The 18,271-nt window shown below is 34.4% G+C and carries 15 protein-coding genes and 2 tRNA genes; 3 read left to right on the forward strand and 14 right to left on the reverse strand.

The features are described from left to right. Positions 1–162: 162 nt before the first annotated feature. The gene (locus tag BJS11_RS07330; RefSeq protein ID WP_069995325.1) at positions 163–1,635 is read right to left on the reverse strand and encodes a DUF6038 family protein; all 1,473 of its coding nucleotides are present in this window, start codon (positions 1,633–1,635) and stop codon (positions 163–165) included. A 482-nt stretch (positions 1,636–2,117) separates the two neighbouring features. On the opposite strand from BJS11_RS07330, the gene BJS11_RS07335 reads away from it, so the two are divergent. Both BJS11_RS07335 and BJS11_RS07340 read left to right on the forward strand, forming a co-directional pair. After that, positions 2,118–3,014 (forward strand): YdeJ family lipoprotein, encoded by an 897-nt coding sequence (locus BJS11_RS07335; protein WP_245167106.1) that lies wholly within the window; start codon positions 2,118–2,120, stop codon positions 3,012–3,014. A 46-nt stretch (positions 3,015–3,060) separates the two neighbouring features. After that, entirely contained in the window at positions 3,061–3,924 is an 864-nt protein-coding gene (locus BJS11_RS07340) for a trypsin-like serine peptidase (RefSeq protein ID WP_069995326.1), read from the forward strand. 396 nt (positions 3,925–4,320) lie between these two features. On the opposite strand, the gene BJS11_RS07345 is transcribed toward BJS11_RS07340, so the two are convergent. The 11 genes from BJS11_RS07345 to BJS11_RS07395 form a co-directional block, all read right to left on the reverse strand. Next, positions 4,321–4,854, reverse strand: coding sequence for a DUF3267 domain-containing protein (locus BJS11_RS07345; RefSeq protein ID WP_069995327.1), 534 nt, complete (start codon positions 4,852–4,854; stop codon positions 4,321–4,323). Positions 4,855–5,380: 526 nt separating this feature from the next. After that, positions 5,381–5,860 (reverse strand): 23S rRNA (pseudouridine(1915)-N(3))-methyltransferase RlmH, encoded by a 480-nt coding sequence (gene rlmH, locus BJS11_RS07350; RefSeq protein WP_069995328.1) that lies wholly within the window; start codon positions 5,858–5,860, stop codon positions 5,381–5,383. 593 nt (positions 5,861–6,453) lie between these two features. Beyond that, positions 6,454–7,254 (reverse strand): MBL fold metallo-hydrolase, encoded by an 801-nt coding sequence (locus BJS11_RS07355; RefSeq protein ID WP_142351572.1) that lies wholly within the window; start codon positions 7,252–7,254, stop codon positions 6,454–6,456. 435 nt (positions 7,255–7,689) lie between these two features. Then, on the reverse strand, positions 7,690–8,472 hold the full coding sequence (locus BJS11_RS07365; protein ID WP_069995331.1) for a two-component system regulatory protein YycI: 783 nt from the start codon (positions 8,470–8,472) through the stop codon (positions 7,690–7,692). Next, a complete protein-coding gene (locus BJS11_RS07370) occupies positions 8,473–9,813 on the reverse strand; it encodes a YycH family regulatory protein (protein ID WP_069995332.1) in 1,341 nt (446 codons plus the stop codon). Beyond that, on the reverse strand, positions 9,803–11,635 hold the full coding sequence (walK, locus tag BJS11_RS07375) for a cell wall metabolism sensor histidine kinase WalK (RefSeq protein WP_070014069.1): 1,833 nt from the start codon (positions 11,633–11,635) through the stop codon (positions 9,803–9,805). Before walK ends, BJS11_RS07370 begins: the two co-directional genes overlap by 11 nt. Positions 11,636–11,647: 12 nt before the next feature. After that, positions 11,648–12,349, reverse strand: coding sequence for a response regulator YycF (gene yycF / locus BJS11_RS07380; protein ID WP_069995334.1), 702 nt, complete (start codon positions 12,347–12,349; stop codon positions 11,648–11,650). A gap of 320 nt (positions 12,350–12,669) precedes the next feature. Next, entirely contained in the window at positions 12,670–13,224 is a 555-nt protein-coding gene (locus BJS11_RS07385) for an MFS transporter (protein WP_374699930.1), read from the reverse strand. A gap of 29 nt (positions 13,225–13,253) precedes the next feature. After that, positions 13,254–13,394, reverse strand: a complete 141-nt coding sequence (locus BJS11_RS13700; RefSeq protein ID WP_159427252.1) for a hypothetical protein — start codon at positions 13,392–13,394, stop codon at positions 13,254–13,256. Between the two features lie 142 nt (positions 13,395–13,536). After that, a tRNA-Asp gene (locus BJS11_RS07390) sits at positions 13,537–13,609 on the reverse strand. A gap of 5 nt (positions 13,610–13,614) precedes the next feature. Further along, a tRNA-Glu gene (locus tag BJS11_RS07395) sits at positions 13,615–13,689 on the reverse strand. A gap of 298 nt (positions 13,690–13,987) precedes the next feature. Between BJS11_RS07395 and BJS11_RS07400 the strand changes: the two genes are divergently transcribed. Beyond that, positions 13,988–15,196, forward strand: coding sequence for a macrolide family glycosyltransferase (locus tag BJS11_RS07400; protein WP_069995335.1), 1,209 nt, complete (start codon positions 13,988–13,990; stop codon positions 15,194–15,196). Between the two features lie 97 nt (positions 15,197–15,293). Here BJS11_RS07400 and BJS11_RS07405 read toward each other — a convergent pair whose 3' ends face one another. Together BJS11_RS07405 and dnaB are read right to left on the reverse strand one after the other, a co-directional pair. Then, positions 15,294–16,577, reverse strand: coding sequence for an adenylosuccinate synthase (locus BJS11_RS07405; RefSeq protein ID WP_069995336.1), 1,284 nt, complete (start codon positions 16,575–16,577; stop codon positions 15,294–15,296). Between the two features lie 292 nt (positions 16,578–16,869). Then, entirely contained in the window at positions 16,870–18,270 is a 1,401-nt protein-coding gene (gene dnaB / locus BJS11_RS07410; RefSeq protein WP_069995337.1) for a replicative DNA helicase, read from the reverse strand. Between the last annotated feature and the right edge of the window lies 1 nt (position 18,271).

Raw genomic sequence — 18,271 nt, forward strand, 5'->3', positions numbered from 1 at the left:
CCTCGACAATGTATAATCTACCAGACCCTTTTAAAAAAATATTTGGGTATGTGAAAAAAACAGAAAAAAAATAAACCCAATAAACGCGTTATAACAACGTTTATTGGGTTTAAAAATTACTTTGGTTTTCTCTTATCCGCAACTCCAATATAAATAAGACTATTATGTTTTCTTACCATATCTGCGATTTTTAATTGCTCTTCTAAAATTTTCCACTAGAGGATCTACTATAAAATTACCAAAGTGAAAATCAGATCCTTCTACCTTTGACAATGCATTCAATTTTTGTGTTACGAAATAACTACCTTGCTCCATTATTTCATTTCTTACGACCATTTGGATATTTGAATAATTTAACTTCACTTCATCAGTGCTTATATATCTGTCGATTTTAATAATTGCATTATGTACATCTTCGATAGCATACCTTATAAAATCATCATTAATCTTATTTATATATGTTGGGTTTATGCTGTATTTCATCAATTCACTTTCTAGTCTCTCTAAATCAAATTTGGCTTGTAAAAAGTAGTTTAAATAGTTCGGTTGTTTATTAGCATCTTCTAAATTCGCCTCGATCGTTTTGATTTTCTTAATAATGTTGCTTTGATTTTCAATATTTAAAGTATCATTTTTGTAATATAAAGCATTGTATTTTGGGGTATCTCGATTCATTTTGGCATTATTCCAAAACTGATGTCTTTTATATGCAGATGATATATCCCATTTACGGTTACTTTTTACCAGTTCATGATCAATCAATTTAGATATATTTTTAATAGAATCTTTATGTATATTTTTTCTCAATTTGTTTTTCTTATCTAGACTTTCTATAAAATAAGCGTCCGCTTGTTGTGAACGTTTCAACATATCTGCAATTAACCAATCAAGCTCTATATGCCCTGTTTCATCATAGTCCCATACATCTTTAATTAAGCTATCTAATGGTATTTCATTTTTCTTGTATAATAGGTGGTTTAATTCGTAATCCTTATTGGGATATTTACCTTCTTTTATTGCATTTGTGTATTCTTCTAATTCATTATTTTCTTTTATTTGGGTGTTTCTATGTTCTTTTGCCATAAATTGAAAAATCGTTTCATCTATAGATTTTACTACCTCATTTTGTAGTTCAATTCTTTTATGTAATGATAACGTTGACATATATTGGTATAGCTCTTGTTCTTTTTTATTAATGGATTCACCTACACTTAGCCATGCTTTAGTATTTTGATACACATCTTTCATATGTATATGTGAAACTAATCTCTTGTATTGAATTTCATTAATTGATTTCATTAATTGATGAATATACATCATATAACTAGAGGTATCAATATTATCGATTATTTCTTTTTTAGTTTTTCCATTTTGTTTAAAACCTTTGGATGCGATATCTACTGGATAATAATCAACACTTTTTAATAGTACTTTTATTAACTCTTTTGCGACACCATTAAATGTATATTGATTGTTCTTATCTTGACCTTTATAGTCATGAAATTTTTTCATATCAATTTTAAATAATTTTATAATCATATTCATATTTTTATTAAATTTATATGAAGTGAATCCTAATTCTGTACGTATATCTTCTTTTGAGTAAAGTGTTTTTACAATATCATCTGATGACATAAATATTGGCTCCTTTTTTAAATTTAATAAATTATAGGTGTACGGCATTAGTTTTTCATTCTTCAAATCATTTGCAAACCTTTAACTTTTGGTTGTAGCTCCCTATAGTTATTGTTTAAACCAATAATCCAAAATTCAACTACATTTGCCCTTTTAAAACTATACTTTGATTATAGCATCATGAATTATACATTTCTTTTCATTTGTAGGTTCCTAGGTGTGAAACTTATTTTTAGGAAAAGCATTTTCTATAGTTTTTATTTCCAACTCATACCATAAGATACTTGGTTAATATTCAAACATATTTCACTATTTCCGTTATCAATTCTATCAAAATAATATTTCCCGTTAGCCCTAACCAAATACGTAACTCACAACTATTTATTAATTTTTATTTTGTTGAATTGAAAATAAATATGATGCTCCGCAATTTTTTATGTATAATAATTAATAGAATTTATTATTTCCAAAGGAGGATTTTTGTGAAATTAAAATATGTGGTTGGTAGTGCACTCTTAGCAACAATGTTTTTATCGGCATGTGATATTAATATTAATACTGGATCAAACGATGATTCCAAAGAATCAAAAGAAAGTGCTCAATCTAACGATAATAAGAAAAAGAATGACAACCAGACGTCAAGTAATGACTCATCTTCTTCATCCAATAGTGATAATAATAGCAATAATAATGAAAGTACAAGTTCTAAAGAACATTATGCTAAAGTTTGGGTTTCTGTCATCGAAGACAACGGAGGTTCTGTAGACCCTTCAAATACAGAAATCAATCACGAAGATGTTTCTGGTAAGGCTCTAAATCCATATAATAAAAGTGCTTCAGCCAAATTTCCAAACGGTACTCAAATATTATCAGGCACACCAACAGCGGCTGGACAAGTAGTATACCAAGATAATAACGATGGTACTGTGACTGTTTATAACGTTCCAAGTCATTTCCAAGATAAAGGTTGGATCGAAGATGATTATACAGAACGTGAATCTAATCGTATTCTCAATCATCCTAAAACAGTTAAACTTCAAGACCTTTCACAAAGCCAAATAAGTGATTGGGAAAATGTTATTTCAGAAACAAGTGGGTATGGAGAGATGGGGACGGACGATAGTGACGATAACACCGATGATAATGATAGTGACGATAGCAGTGAGAAAGTAACAAGAGATAATGTTATAGATAAAGTGGAAGACTATGAAGGACATACTTTAGATACTTCAAAATATAATTATAAAGAACCTGAACAAAGTGATAACGGAGAATGGGGATTCTCTTTCACTGATAAAAATGGAGATCTTGCAGGATCCTATATTATAGACAAAAACGGTAATGTAACAAAATATGATGAAAATGGTGATCCTGAATAAAATATTAAACACCAATAAGCAAGGCATATAATTTTTAAATTTCAACATGCAAAGGGGTATTAATTTGAATAATATAATAAAAGGCATTATTTGTTTTATTACAGTTATTGTCTTAAGTGTAGTAGTTAGCGGTGAATCACAAGCAGTTGGAAATTACTATTACAACGGTTTACATTCTCCAAATGATAGTAATGCCTTAAAAAAAGCAAAACAAATTAATAATAAAGACGTTACTATTCAAAGATATAATTATGCAAATAAAACAAAGTATAAAGCGGTCGGCCGTATTCGAAATAATGATGGATGGAAAGGCTACGGTAAAGACAGTATGGGGACTGGATTTGTGATTGATGACTATACTGTATTGACAAATGCTCATGTAATTGATCGAAGTAATGGACATAGTGCTTCACCAAAAGATATCGTTTTTCATATGAATCGTGATGGTAGAAAAATCCCTTACACTTTCCATGCATCAAAAATAATAAAAGTCCCTTCTTCAGATATTGCCATTATACACACGAAAGAAAAAATGTCTAAATATACGCAACCGTTAAACTTGGCCTCAGAGTCACAAATTAAAAATTTGAAGTTTAAAGACAACTTATATTCTTTAGGTTATCCATGGCAATTCAATGGCACACGTGATGATAATACATTAGCTTATAGAAATAAATTGAAATTTTTACAATTTTCTTCCAATAAAACTGAAATTCAAACAAAAGATAAATTCCGTTCAGGTGCCTCTGGTTCACCAATGATAAATGGAAATTATCAAGTATATGGATTAAGAACCTATGGTTACAATCTTAGAGGCAGTTCAACTGATTCATATGCGAAACAAGAGGTCGCCGGGGGAGAAGCATTAATTGGTTACGCAAGAAATTATGTATTATCTCATGCTAAATAACGAAATCATTATATTTAGCATGTAACAAAACCGGATGTAATCTCTATAGAAGATTTCATCCGGTTTTCTTTATATATATAAGACCTTGGTTAATCTTCGTAATAAATAATTTTGTATATAAAATATTATTTTCGTTTAAGAAACTAATGTACGTTGTTCACAACTTATTTTTTTAAATTTAAATTTTGCTACGGTTTCTATAATTTGAATTTTACATCATTTTTCTTAGGATAAGTTTGACTTAATTTCTGGAATAAATTTTTTCAATCTGTTTATTTTTTGTCACAGATGCGATTACCTATTTACTTCCATTTCTTCTTTCATATGTAAATTTCAATTAAGTTTTATAATTTATGGAAAAGTTTATAAACGACACATGACTACTTTGCGAATAAATCAAACTTTTTCAGTTATTACTATCCCAGTATGTGTCGTTTCAATTTTCGATGATTTAGGTATTTGTGTCATTTTAACTACCCAGTAAAAATCTCCAACACAAGACATTCCATGCATCGTAGCCATCGTTACAAAAAACACTTTTGGTAAAATTCCTATGTAGAGAGTGATAATAAATATTGTAGTAATAATCATAAATGGCGCTATTGCACTTATAGCAAAAGTTAATGGCGTAAAGGTTCCACCTGGTATTGCACAATATATCATTCCTTTAGCAACTCCAAAATGCACCTTGTTTTCTGGAGAAAATAATTTGAAAAATAAACCGTGAATCAATTCATGCAAAATAAACATCCCTATTAGCACACCCACACCAACAATTATATTTTTTATCGTAGAATCAAAAACATCAATGGTGTTACTCATCTTTACCATAATGAAAAACAAGCTACCAAATATTATAAATAAAGCGATTTGATATTTAGATAATGATTTCATTAAATCATCATTTCCAATTATATCAATTTTTCTCATAATAATTCCTCCCTATTTTTCATAAAAGATCACCTTTAATATATATTATATATCATTTTGACATTTATGTTTGTCAAAGTATTATAACTAGACACTATTTGCCAAAAGTGCAGGTATCTCAAAACAAACTGTTTCCTTAATAGATCGAAGAAATTTTATTTCTTCCACCAGTTCGATATGTTGTTTAGGTTTAAAACTTTTCTTTAATTTATATTTTTCAAATAAGGGTCTTGATATTCTTGATTTAAATTTTTAAATAAATCTTGATAAACTCTCTCAAAAATTCCTTCTTGTTTAAAAAGTCCTTCGTGCCCTCCTATCATTTTCTTAACTGAAGTAAAGAATTCAGTATAAATGGATAAAGTTCTTCTTAATCTATCTTTGTACTAAGAACTCTGGTATCAACATATATAATCTAATTCATTTTTTAGAGCCATATAAAACTACTCCAGATATCAAGGCTATCAATAAATTATTTTCGATCAATCCACTTCATATTATATTTTTCACAATCTATTTTTTAGTTTTATTTGTGATACGCTTCCCCTCGCATAATCTTAAATGCACGGTATACTTGCTCAATCAAAATGACGCGCATCATTTGGTGTGGGAAGGTCATCTTGCTGAATGATAGTGCATAGTCACTGCGATCTAGTACGGTTTGATGCAATCCATTAGACCCACCAATAATAAATGTGAAGTCGCTCTGGCCACGGGTCATGCGGCTTTCTATTTCTTTCGCCAAACCTTCTGACGTAAGCATATTGCCCTTAATTTCTAACGTGATTACTGTGGACTGTGGTTTCACTTTTGCTAACAAACGTTTTCCTTCTTTTTCTTTTACTTGTTCAACTTCTTTATCACTCATATTTTCGGGTGCTTTTTCGTCAGGAACTTCGATGATTTCCATTTTCGCGTATGCACCTAAGCGTTTTTCATATTCTGCAATTGCTTGTTTCCAGTATTTTTCTTTTAATTTACCTACTGTAAGTATCGTAATCTTCATATCTATCCTCCAAAAGTATAAAAAATCCTAGTTATTAGACTTATCCACAGGTTATACACTTGTTCACACTATTCCCTCTTATTATAACAGTAATGTATACGACTATTTAATAATATTTACGTTTTATCAACAAAAAAGAAGAAATAACTTGTGTATTTGTGGATAACTCTGTGTATAATGTGGGTATTTCTCTGTGAATTGTGCACATCTCTGGATAACTATGAATAAAACAGTGGATAACTTGCCGGTCGTCTTACATACTTATTCACAAAATTAATCATTTCTTCATACAAAATTGACTTATACCTTACAATAAGCGCGGTTAGCAACTACTTATATTTATTCGAATACTGTATATTCGTGTATTTCTAAGACATAAGGCAGTATGACCGGGTATGTGTTGGCTACAATCTCCATATCAAAAATTAAAAAACCTATACCTCATATTGAGATATAGGCTAAGCCTGAAATTCAAATATTGTATATTATGCTACTTGATTAAGTAATCGCTAAAATTGTCTAGTCAATTCTCCTCATACTAATTACTTTTAATATAATAAAAAATTAGATTTCTGTCCCATTCCCAAGACCGCTTATAACGTATATATCGGGGTTGCATTGGCTTTGTCAGTGTCGCACAGCAATACTTCTTTTTCTGTATCAATATCGTGCTCATTTAACACTTGTCCAACGCTCATTCGTGCTAAATCTTTCATATTGTTGTCTTGCGATAAGTGAGACAGATAAATGCGTTTAGTGCTACCTGTGATAACGTCTGTCATAGCGTGACCAGCATCTTCATTTGAAACGTGACCCATATCACTTAAGATACGTTGTTTCGTCTTCCATGGATAACCGCACATGCGCAACATATCCACATCGTGGTTGCTTTCAAAGACAAATGCATCGCTGCCTTGAATCATACCTTTCATACGGTTTGAGACGTAGCCTGTATCGGTTAAAATTGTAAATTTCTTATAGTTGTTATGGAAAATGTAAAATTGTGGATCAATGGCATCGTGAGACACGTTAAATGATTCAATATCGAAACCGGCAATTGATTTTGTTTCATATGGATTAAAAATGAATTTCTGTTCCATAGGAATCTTGCTGTCTTTCTTTTCAATGGCTGTCCACGTTTTCTCATTAGCATAAATTGGCAATTTGTATTTACGTGCTAAGACGCCAAGGCCTTTAATATGATCTGAATGTTCATGTGTCACTAAGATACCATTCAAATTTTGAATTTGTTTGTCTATTTGTCCAAATAGTTCTTCCATTTTTTTACCTGTCAAACCTGCGTCGACAAGGATACTGCCTTTATCACTTTCCACATAAGTGGCGTTTCCTGTACTACCACTCGCTAATACACTCATTCGTATCAAGCGATTCACCCTTTCTAATCTATAAACACTGTTTAAATTTAATTTATTTGGGGTCAGACTACGGTTTATGTGCCGTCAACATGCCCTCTGTCTAATCTATGTACTATAAAAGCCCTTGATTCGTATCAATTGCCCCAATATCATTCTTGTAGTAATACCACTTTTCGAAAATGAGGCTCTTCTTAACCACCGTTTCCCAACAATAGTCACTCAAGGCTTTCATACGTTAGCGCGCCATTTCTTAATTTTATCCAACGCCTATTAACAGTATTTAATTTTAACATACTTTGGCGCTGACTTACGTGCATATTGTTTAATTTTAATAGAATCATTTTCCAAAAATACATAATTTGTCCGAACCCGAATCCAAAACCAATCTCACCACTACCACACATCCACACAAAAAAGCACACCCTCGACTCGAAGGTGTGCTAATAATCCACGTTATTCTGCAATAATTTTCGGGCTATCTGAAACAGCTTCGACATAATATGTCTTAATCTTGTCCGCGTGTTTCACTTTAATTTCCCAATTGGCTTCTAATACTTGTACATTAGGCTCTTTAACAACGGTATAGTAGCCGAGACGCGCATTCGTGACTTCGTCGTTCCGCTTCAAGTAACGATTATAGTACAAGGCCTCTATCGCACTTCTAGCTGAATTCACTTGTTTCTTGTCATTATTAGCGCCGTCAGAGGGTGCGATGGATTTCATGGCCGTCTGTTTATAGCTCGTCGCTTTGCCATCACCGTTAATACTAAATTCCAACCTCGCTTTATTATTGTTCATAATTGGATATTCGTTGTATGTTTGTTCAAATGTCACTTTGTCGTTATTGATATTGCTCATTTCATAATCTTTGCCTTTATAGACGTTGTCTTTCACGTATGATTTCAAATCTGTGTATTGATCATTGCTGACATCGACGGGACTTGAAATGTCTCTTTTTGCTGTAGCACCAGAGTCTTCACTTGAAACCTCGGAATGTGTCTTTGCAAAAGATGAGAAATCATAAGATCTGGCAGTCAATAATTGCATTTTCAAATCTTTCACGCTTGGGAGGTTGTCTGGAATCTTAATTTCTTCTTGTTTAAAATTCACAGCATTTTCATCTTCACTATCATTGATGTGTGATTTATTCACTTTATCAATGTAGATAATGACTAAACTTAAATTTACTAGAATAAATACGAAAATAAATAATGTTTTTGCACGTTTCCAGTTCATTTATTCTAGCCCCCCATCGTTGTATGCGCGCCACTCACCATTGTATTGCACATACCATTGCGGTTTAAATTCGCTGTTGCGTTGAATTTCAATATCACTTTTATCTGGTTGATTTTCCATTTTATAACCAATAGTCATGTTGGTCACTTCTTCAAAATTAATCTCTGGATTGTTGGCAAGTTCTGAACGAACGGTTTCAGCACCAGGTAATTTCGTTTCGTCTTCACCACTGTCAATCGTCACATTTGCTTTCAACAATGCACGTGCATAACTGAAGACGCCTTTATCGCCCCATGAAACTTTGATGTTGTTGAGATCTTCTTCATTAAAAGTTGGACGACCATTTAAGAATAATTGATATGTGAGTTCACCGCTCTTGTTATCAACATTAAATAGTCTAAAATCGTCCGTAAAGCCGCCGTGATTATTAATATAATCAAAGGTACTTGGAATGCTGTCTTGCATATTGGTTGAGCGATTTTCATCTTCTGGCAGATTTGTATAACGATATTTTTCACTATCATCATAATAATTCGCTACACCTGTATTATTGTTATAGGTTGTGGTACCGCTCTTCGTACTACGCACAACGACAGAGTCATTGAACAGGATTGAATTCATCGTGTCGACACCAATGCGGTTGTAAATCGTATGATATGATTTCATACCTTTAGGTGATTTCGGCGCAAAAATGTGTGTCGCTCTGTCAATCGTATCTTTGTTGGTAATGATTTCTGTATATGGTTTCATGATTTTTTGTTGTTGCTTCATAACCTTTTTTAATTTAGTTAGTTTGGCAGACGTCGTCATGCGGACCACGTTGTGTCTATCTTTACTAATCGCGTAGAGTTTCACGTAACCGTCTTTATTATTGTCGACGATGAGTCTGTCGAATTTAAAGTTATTCGGCACTTTGGCATCGATATTGAGTGCTTGACCTAAGTATGTCGCTAACGGCATGTCATAGGTAAAATCGAGCACAAGAAACTCGTCGGTTAAATCTGGAATGATTAAATTGTGATTACTGTGCATTTGTTCTGAACGAATAACACGATGATCTTTTAACGGTTCGAGTGTTGCTTCAACATTCTGTTTCGTTGCTTCCATACCTTCTGTATCTTCACCTTCAGAGTGCACGATTTGATATGGGGTAACAACTTTACCCATGCCTTCGTTTAATGGCTTACCAATCACGTTGGTTTCTGAAGCTTTGCTGCTACTCACTTGATTGTCAATATTGGCCAAATCTGGTGAAAAGTTCCACGTCATATAGGTTAAAACGACACTCATTAGGACTAGGAGACCAAGGATAATGGATTTGATTAGCTCTTTACTCCGCATCCCAATCACCGTCTTCTAAGACTTCACATGGCAACGTGATAAAGATGGATGTACCTTGTCCTTCAACACTGTTTGCCCATATGCGTCCATTATGTGCTTCTACAATTTCTTTAGAGATTGCTAGACCAAGTCCTGTACCCCCCATTTTACGTGTACGTGCTTTATCGACACGATAGAAGCGATCAAAGATTTTATCTACTTTATTAATCGGAATGCCGATACCATTATCTTTGACGCGAATGGTCATACGGTTGTATAAAGTATTCTGTTTCACGTGAAACTCGACGCGTTTATCACCACGAGAATACTTCATTGCATTGGTAATAACGTTATCGAACACTTGCGTCATTTTGTCTGGATCAATTTCTGTGAAAATCGTTTGTTGTGGAATTTCACGGATGAACGTCGTATCTTTGGCAGACATTTCGTGTCGATTAATAATTTTGTTTGCAAACATATTAAAGTCGACAATTTCTTTGGTAATTTGGTCGGATTCATTATCCATTTTAGATAATTGTAATAAGTCATTAACAAGTCGAATCATACGTTCTGTTTCTTCACGTGTTACAGATAGGAATTGTGGTGCTAATTCGCCATCTTTCCATGCGCCACCTTCAAGTGCCTCTATGTAACTATTCATTGAAGTTAATGGTGTGCGCAATTCATGTGACACGTTGGCAACGAATTCGCGACGTTCGCGCTCGACTTGTTGTTGCTCAGTAACGTCGTGTAGTACGGCAATGTAACCTGTGACGAAACCTGTTTCTTGCACAATAGTACTAAAGTTTACGCGGGCAATAATGCCTTCTGACTCGTTGATATCTAGCAAGAAGCTATCGTTATTCTCTTGGATTTCGTCCAATGAAAAGTCTTCTTCTAGTTTAAGTACATTGAGCATATATTCGCCGATAATATCTTCTTTCATTGTGCCCATCATTGTTAATGCCATATCGTTGACGATACGGATACGGCCACGACGATCGGTCGCAATAATACCATCACTCATATGCGTGATAACGGAGTCTAGACGCCGCTTCTCACTTTCGGTATTGGCTTGTGCTTCTTGTACACGTTTAGACAGGTTATTAAATGCCAGTGCCAGTTCACCAATCTCGTCATTACCGTAAATCTTCACACGTTGTGTATAGTTTCCTTTAGACATTTCGACGGTTTGGTTACGCATGTCTGTAATCGGTTTGGTAATTGTACGTGCAATAAAGAAACCGAGAATTACGGTAATCAATAATGAAATACCCGTACCAACGATGAAGATTTGATTGATACTGCTAAGCTGGTTATACACATCATTGATATCCGCTTCGATGTAGACATCCCCGATAGTCCCATCATCCGATGTCTTAACGGGTAAATTGTATACCCAAACGCGTTGTTTACCATTACCGTAGTCTTTTAAAACAGTGTGACTATTAATTTCACCTAATGATAATGCTTTTTGGATAGAGCTATCATTTGCTTTTTGATTTATTAGACTACGCGTAGACTGCTTGGAGGTAGCCATGATAATCTGATCTTTATCAATAAAACGAATTTCTTCTATTTCTTGTCTATTGGCATACTCATTTAATAAGTTTTGAACTTCTTTTTGAGCATTGACCGAATCATCTTCGTCATAGACTTTTTCTATATTTATTTCTATTTGTTTCGCATATTGCGAAATATTATTTTTAAATGTTTGTGTTAGTTCTTTTTCAAGACTATTTGTAAAATATAAACCGATAATTTGCATACCGATGATAATGAGCAAGACATAGACAATAACTAATTTCGTGTGTAAGGACTGAAAATGTTTAAGCCATTTCATGAATACGTGCCTCTAATCATGTTGTTGGAGGAAGTATCCAACACCACGACGTGTCACGATATACTCTGGATGCGATGGATCATCTTCAATTTTTTCACGTAAGCGTCGAATTGTTACGTCTACAGTACGCACATCACCAAAATAGTCATAACCCCAAACAGTTTGTAATAAATGTTCACGTGTCATTACTTGACCCATATGTTTAGATAAGTAATGGAAGAGTTCGAATTCACGGTGTGTTAATTCGATATCTGAACCACGTTTTTTAATAGAGTATGCATCTGGATAGATGACGATGTCTTTAATAGATATTTCATTAGATGCATCGTTCACTTCTTGTGCTGGCTGTGAATAATGACGACGTAAGTTTGCTTTCACACGTGCGATTAATTCACGCGTGCTAAATGGTTTCGTTACGTAGTCGTCTGCGCCAAGTTCAAGACCTAATACTTTGTCGATTTCTGAGTCTTTTGCAGTTAACATGATAATCGGCATTTCGTATTTTTTACGGACTTCACGACAGACTTCCATACCGTCACGACCTGGTAACATAATATCTAATAAGACTATATCTGGTTCTTCATCGTAGATTAAATCTACTGCATCGTTACCGTCGTAGGCACAGAATACTTCGTAGCCTTCTTTTTTCAAATTAAATTCTAAAATATCAGCAATTGGTTTTTCATCATCGACTACAACTACTTTTCTAGCCATATTTATAAACCTCATTTCTATATTGTAGTACATTTACATTAAATTCTACGCATTTCCCTATAATATAATTTACCATTTATAGCAGTCTAATTCTATTTTTCTAAATAAAAAATTAAAATTGTATATTGCAAAATTATAACATTGTTATGAACAAATAGATATTTTCCGCCTATTCATAGGTAAATACAGTCTATAGAATTATCAAGCGTCCTTCGAGTTTATTGCTTATAACCAAAAATAAGGGCGTGAATACACAGTATTTAACGCAGTCGTCGTTACTGTATATTCATACCCTTAAAACTGAGTCATTTTCAAAAAAATTAAGTTTGTGGTGACTTGCTTACAAACAGTGAAAGTAGCCAGCCAATCACGGTCAATATTATAATGAAGATAAAGGTAAATTGGACGCCGTGTGCTAATACTACTTCTTGGCTTGCACTTGGATGTGCTGCTCCAAATGATTTCATTGCAGTTGTATAGATTGTAATGGCAATCGCTGTTCCCGCTGAACCACCTACTTGAATCAATGTCGTAATCGTTGCTGAACCGTCTGCATATAAATCATGTGGTAACTGGTTTAACTCATTCGTTTGTGCAGGCATCATCACCATCGTTATTCCAAAAAATAGAACCATAAATAGTAAGATAATCAGCCAAACGTGTGTATGCGCAGTAATCGTTAATGCAAACGTGAGCGCCGCTATAAACATCAACAGGTAGCCTATAATACCAAAATAGCGTGCACCAAAGCGGTCAAATAGTGATCCTACGATTGGCGAAAGTACTAAATTCACCGCGTTGACTGGCAATAAAATTAATCCTGCAATTACAGCGCTAAAGAGTAATGCGCCCTTCAAATAGAGAGGAAGTAAAATCCCTGTTTATAATATACATAAGGTAGTAATCAATACCATTCTGAACTGCTAAAATGGATTTCAGGAAATTGTTGTGCCATCAGATATTCAACCTTTTGTCGAAGCTCATTGTGTCGATCACTAATGAGATTAATCAAATCTGTATCTGTTGATTGTTTATGCTGATTCATATGTACACACCTTTCCCTCATCTTTAGCTTATAGCATTACTAATCTATTCTCTCATCATATTATGGATTTTCTCGTTTAAGTTCAAATCAAATTCTATGATTATACATAAAAAATGCCCATCCTACTGGATGGGCATTTATACGGTCTCGACGGGAATCGAACCCGCGATCTCCTGCGTGACAGGCAGGCGTGTTAACCGCTACACTACGAGACCTAAAATGGTGACTCCTACGGGACTCGAACCCGTGTTACCGCCGTGAAAGGGCGGTGTCTTAACCGCTTGACCAAGGAGCCTGTCTTAAGCACAAGATAAATTATATCAACTCTTAACAGGGATGACAAGCTATTTTTTTAATTTTGTTAGTATAATTTTCTATATTTAATGTATAAAGTGAAAATACGACCTTAAAATCTTAAAAACATTATCATAATGCTACTTATAGGTGTTTGTTTTTTCTCATATATTTAATAAATATTCTAAAATTTTGAATTTCTTCTTAATTTTAACCAATTCCTTAAGTCTTTAAATACTTTTGTTCTCAATTCTTTTTGATACACTAAATATATTGTATTAGTTTAAGGAGGATTTATATTGGCAAAGGTTTTATTTATCAATTTAGGTTCTACAGGACATATCAATCCAACAATCGCTGTGTGCCAAGAACTCGTAGCAAGAGGCGAGGAAGTCGTGTATTATGCCAGCGATTACTACCAAGATAAATTGGAAGATACAGGTGTCGAAGTACGCACACTTCCTGCTGAAGCAATTGTCGAACGCTTTACTACATATGGTTCTGGCAATTTGTACCACGTTATTAACGGTTTATTAAATACTGTGGATATTATTCTGCCAAAAATTTTATCCGAAATCGCAAACGAACATTATGATTATCTGATATACGATTCGATGTTTAGCTGTGGTGCTTTAATCGCTCAAAAATTGAAAATCCCTACTATTTCATCTATCACTACGTTCGCACATACCAAAGCAAGCTTTGAAGCGGTGCTCAATTATCAAGCACAAAAACTTACAACTGCTGAACGAGATGAGGCCAATCAAATCTTCCACCACTTGCAACAACAGATCAAAGCACGTTATGACGTTGATGTTGCCTCACGCTATGAAACAATGACGAATCCAGGTGACTTCAATGTTTCTTATGTGATGAAGCGATTCCAAATCGATCCTTCAAAGTTTGATTCTGAGCGTTATTGTTTTGCAGGGCCTTCTATCATAACACCTAAGCCTTCTAGTTTTATGGAGGAGGTGGATCAGACACGTCCAATTATTTATATTTCACTGGGAACTGTGTTTAATCAAAATATTGATTTCTTCAATAAATGTTTTGCAGCTTTATCAGATATTGATGCCTCGATTGTTGTGTCTATTGGCGACGTTAATGATCCAACAGACTTTGAACAAATTCCATCAAATGTATTACTGAAATCATATGTACCACAAACAGAATTATTGCAGTATACATCGCTATTTCTGACTCATGCTGGCATGAATAGTACAAATGAAGCGATGTTAATGAATGTACCTATGCTCGCTTTTCCACAGAGTGCGGATCAACCCATTGTTGCACAGCAAATCGAAAAATTAAAAATTGGACAACAAGCTGACGCGAACACCATCACACCTGATGCGTTAAAAGCAAAAGTAATTGAAATGTTGCAACAACGTGAAGACTACCAAGCAAATATTGAAAAAGTTAAACATGTGCAATCACATGATTTCCCGGGTTATATTTATGCTGTGGATCAAATACTAGCTTTTCGTGACAAACATCTACACTAAAAAACTAAATCTAAAAACACAAAAACACCTTGTAAACGAGTAACAAGATTATTGTTACTGATGTCTACAAGGTATTTTTAGTATCTATTTCAATGATTTACCATAATGATTTTAATAAGTTTGTTTGATTACGGTCTGGACCAACTGAGAATATTGAAATTTCAACATCACATAATTCAGAAATACGTTCTAAATATCTACGTGCGTTATTAGGTAATTCCTCTAATGAACGACAGCCTGTTACGTCTTCAGTCCAACCAGGTAATGTTTCGAAGATTGGTTTACAACGTTGCAAGTCATTTAAGTTTGCTGGGTATTCAGTGATTTCTTCACCATCTAATTCATATGCTGTACAGATTTTAACTTCTTTAAGACCTGTTAGTACATCAATTGAGTTAATTGATAAATCTGTAATACCACTTGCACGACGAGAATGGCGTAAGACTACTGAGTCAAACCAACCAACACGACGTGGACGACCTGTTGTTGTACCGTATTCACGGCCTACTTCACGAATGTGGTGACCATCATCATCGAACAATTCAGTTGGGAATGGACCATCACCAACACGTGATGTATATGCTTTACAAACACCGATCACTTTAGAAACGAATGTTGGACCAACGCCACCACCAACAGTCACGTTACCTGCGACTGGGTTACTAGATGTAACAAATGGGTATGTACCGTGATCAATATCTAACATTACGCCTTGTGCACCTTCAAATAATACTTTTTCTTCTGCAACAAATGCATCGTCTAATACTTTTGCAGTGTCTGTTACAAATGGTGCTAAACGTTGACCTGCAGCGTAATAAGTTTCAAAAATTTCATCAAATGTTGGACAATCTTTTCCAAACATGCCTTGGAAGTATGCACCTTTATATTCAATATTATCTTTTAATAATTTTTCAAATGTTTCTTTATCTAATAAATCAGCTACGCGGATACCGATACGTTGTGCTTTATCCACATAAGCCGGGCCGATACCTTTTTTCGTAGTACCGATTTTATTATCTCCACGACGCTCTTCTTCATACTCATCTTGTTTGATGTGATATGGTAAGATCACTTGCGCACGGTTTGAAATACGTAAGTTATCTGTTGATATACCGCGTTCATTTAAAGCGTCTAATTCTTTTAATAGTGCTACTGGATCGACAACGACACCATTACCAATCACTGCTAATTTTTCTTTATAGAAAATACCAGATGGTACTAAGTGCAATTTATACGTTTCTCCACCAAATTTAATTGTGTGGCCCGCATTGTTACCGCCTGAAAAACGTGCAATAACGTCTGCTTGTTCTGCTAAGAAATCTGTAATTTTACCTTTACCTTCGTCTCCCCATTGTGTCCCAACGACTACTATTGATGACATATGAGCACCTCCAAGTTTTCTCGATTAACCATTACGTATTTTACCAATACCCAAAACATATTGCAAACCAAAAATCGAACATTGATTTTATGCTATTTTCAAAAAACAGTAAAACTTTAAAATCACTTTCAATGTACTGTTAAGTCAATAACACCATGCTTTTCAACAGATTTTTATATAATAAAAGACACATACTTACAAATATTTAATATCTCTAAACACAAACAAAAACCGTACAATAAAACGTTTGACGTAAAAATTGTACGGAAATAATCATAAAAATATTTTTTTCTTAGCCAAAATCGGCATGTGCATAATCAATATCTGTAAATTTATTGTATTGTTTCATGAAGTGTAACTTCACGGTACCTGTAGGGCCGTTACGTTGCTTCGCGATAATAATTTCTATTTCACCATTATCATCGTTTGTTTGTGGTTCATAGTTTGAATCGTCATCATCATCTTCGTCTTCACCACGATTGTAGTAATCATCACGGTACAAGAATGCTACGATATCCGCATCTTGCTCGATAGAACCCGACTCACGAATATCACTCATCATCGGACGCTTATCTTGACGTTGCTCAACACCACGAGACAACTGACTCAGTGCAATAACCGGACATTCAAGTTCTCTGGCAATCGCTTTTAATGTACGCGAAATTTCAGATACCTCTTGTTGTCTATTATCTGAAAATCGAGAACCGCTTCCTGAAATTAATTGTAAATAGTCAATCACTACCATATCTAAACCGTGCTCTTGTTTTAAACGACGGCATTTTGAACGGATATCTGTAATTCGAATACCAGGTGTATCATCAATGAATATCTTAGTTCGTGATAATTTTCCGACTGCAATGGTAAAGCGATTCCAGTCTTCTTCAGTCATTGTACCTGTTCTTAAACGGTTTGAATCTACATTTCCAGAACTACAAATCATACGTGTTGCCAACTGATCGGCACCCATCTCAAGTGAAAAGATACCTACTGAAAAATGGTCTTCATGTGTCGCTACCTTCTGCGCAATATTAAGTGCGAAGGCAGTCTTACCTACTGAAGGACGTGCTGCTAAAATGATTAAATCATTACGGTTGAAACCAGCTGTCATCTGGTCCAAATCGCGATACCCTGTTGGTATACCTGGCGTTTGACCGCTGTTTTGATCTAATAATTCTGCATTTTCATATACTTCACCAAGAACGTCACGAATATCTTTAAATCCATCACTTTCTCGTGACGACGATAGCTCTAATATGCGACGTTCGGCATCATTAAGTATTGTATCGAGCTCTAACTCGTCATTATAGCCGTCATTGGCAATACTATCAGCAGTTTGAATTAATTTACGTTTGGTCGCGTGTTTAAAGACAATCTCTGTATAATATTGAATATTTCTTGTCGTTGGTACATTACTTGATAACTCTGCAAGATATTGTGGACCACCTGCTTCATTTAAGCGACCTTCTTGGGATAGCTGGTCCATAATTGTAACAACATCAATATCTTTGTTGTCTTCATTGAGGTTCATCATTGCTCTAAAGATATGTTGATGCGCACCTCTATAAAATGACTCAGGAAGTAATACTTCCTGAGTAGTGTTAATTAATTCTGGATCTATGATAATGGCACCTAAGACAGACTGTTCAGCCTCGTTACTGTGTGGCATTTGATTTTGTTCATACATTCCATCCATT

Origin of the sequence: Staphylococcus caeli (assembly GCF_900097965.1) — a bacterium.
GTDB classification, from domain to species: Bacteria; Bacillota; Bacilli; order Staphylococcales; family Staphylococcaceae; genus Staphylococcus; species Staphylococcus caeli.

What these genes read in the sequence shown, in the direction of transcription:
- BJS11_RS07330 (WP_069995325.1), bottom strand. Translation starts at nt 1,635, where the DNA reads ATGTCATCAGATGATATTGTAAAAACACTTTACTCAAAAGAAGATATA.
- BJS11_RS07340 (WP_069995326.1), top strand. Translation starts at nt 3,061, where the DNA reads ATGCAAAGGGGTATTAATTTGAATAATATAATAAAAGGCATTATTTGT.
- BJS11_RS07405 (WP_069995336.1), bottom strand. Translation starts at nt 16,577, where the DNA reads ATGTCATCAATAGTAGTCGTTGGGACACAATGGGGAGACGAAGGTAAA.
- rlmH (WP_069995328.1), bottom strand. Translation starts at nt 5,860, where the DNA reads ATGAAGATTACGATACTTACAGTAGGTAAATTAAAAGAAAAATACTGG.
- BJS11_RS07365 (WP_069995331.1), bottom strand. Translation starts at nt 8,472, where the DNA reads ATGAACTGGAAACGTGCAAAAACATTATTTATTTTCGTATTTATTCTA.
- BJS11_RS07345 (WP_069995327.1), bottom strand. Translation starts at nt 4,854, where the DNA reads ATGAGAAAAATTGATATAATTGGAAATGATGATTTAATGAAATCATTA.
- dnaB (WP_069995337.1), bottom strand. Translation starts at nt 18,270, where the DNA reads ATGGATGGAATGTATGAACAAAATCAAATGCCACACAGTAACGAGGCT.
- walK (WP_070014069.1), bottom strand. Translation starts at nt 11,635, where the DNA reads ATGAAATGGCTTAAACATTTTCAGTCCTTACACACGAAATTAGTTATT.
- BJS11_RS07370 (WP_069995332.1), bottom strand. Translation starts at nt 9,813, where the DNA reads ATGCGGAGTAAAGAGCTAATCAAATCCATTATCCTTGGTCTCCTAGTC.
- BJS11_RS13700 (WP_159427252.1), bottom strand. Translation starts at nt 13,394, where the DNA reads ATGAATCAGCATAAACAATCAACAGATACAGATTTGATTAATCTCATT.
- yycF (WP_069995334.1), bottom strand. Translation starts at nt 12,349, where the DNA reads ATGGCTAGAAAAGTAGTTGTAGTCGATGATGAAAAACCAATTGCTGAT.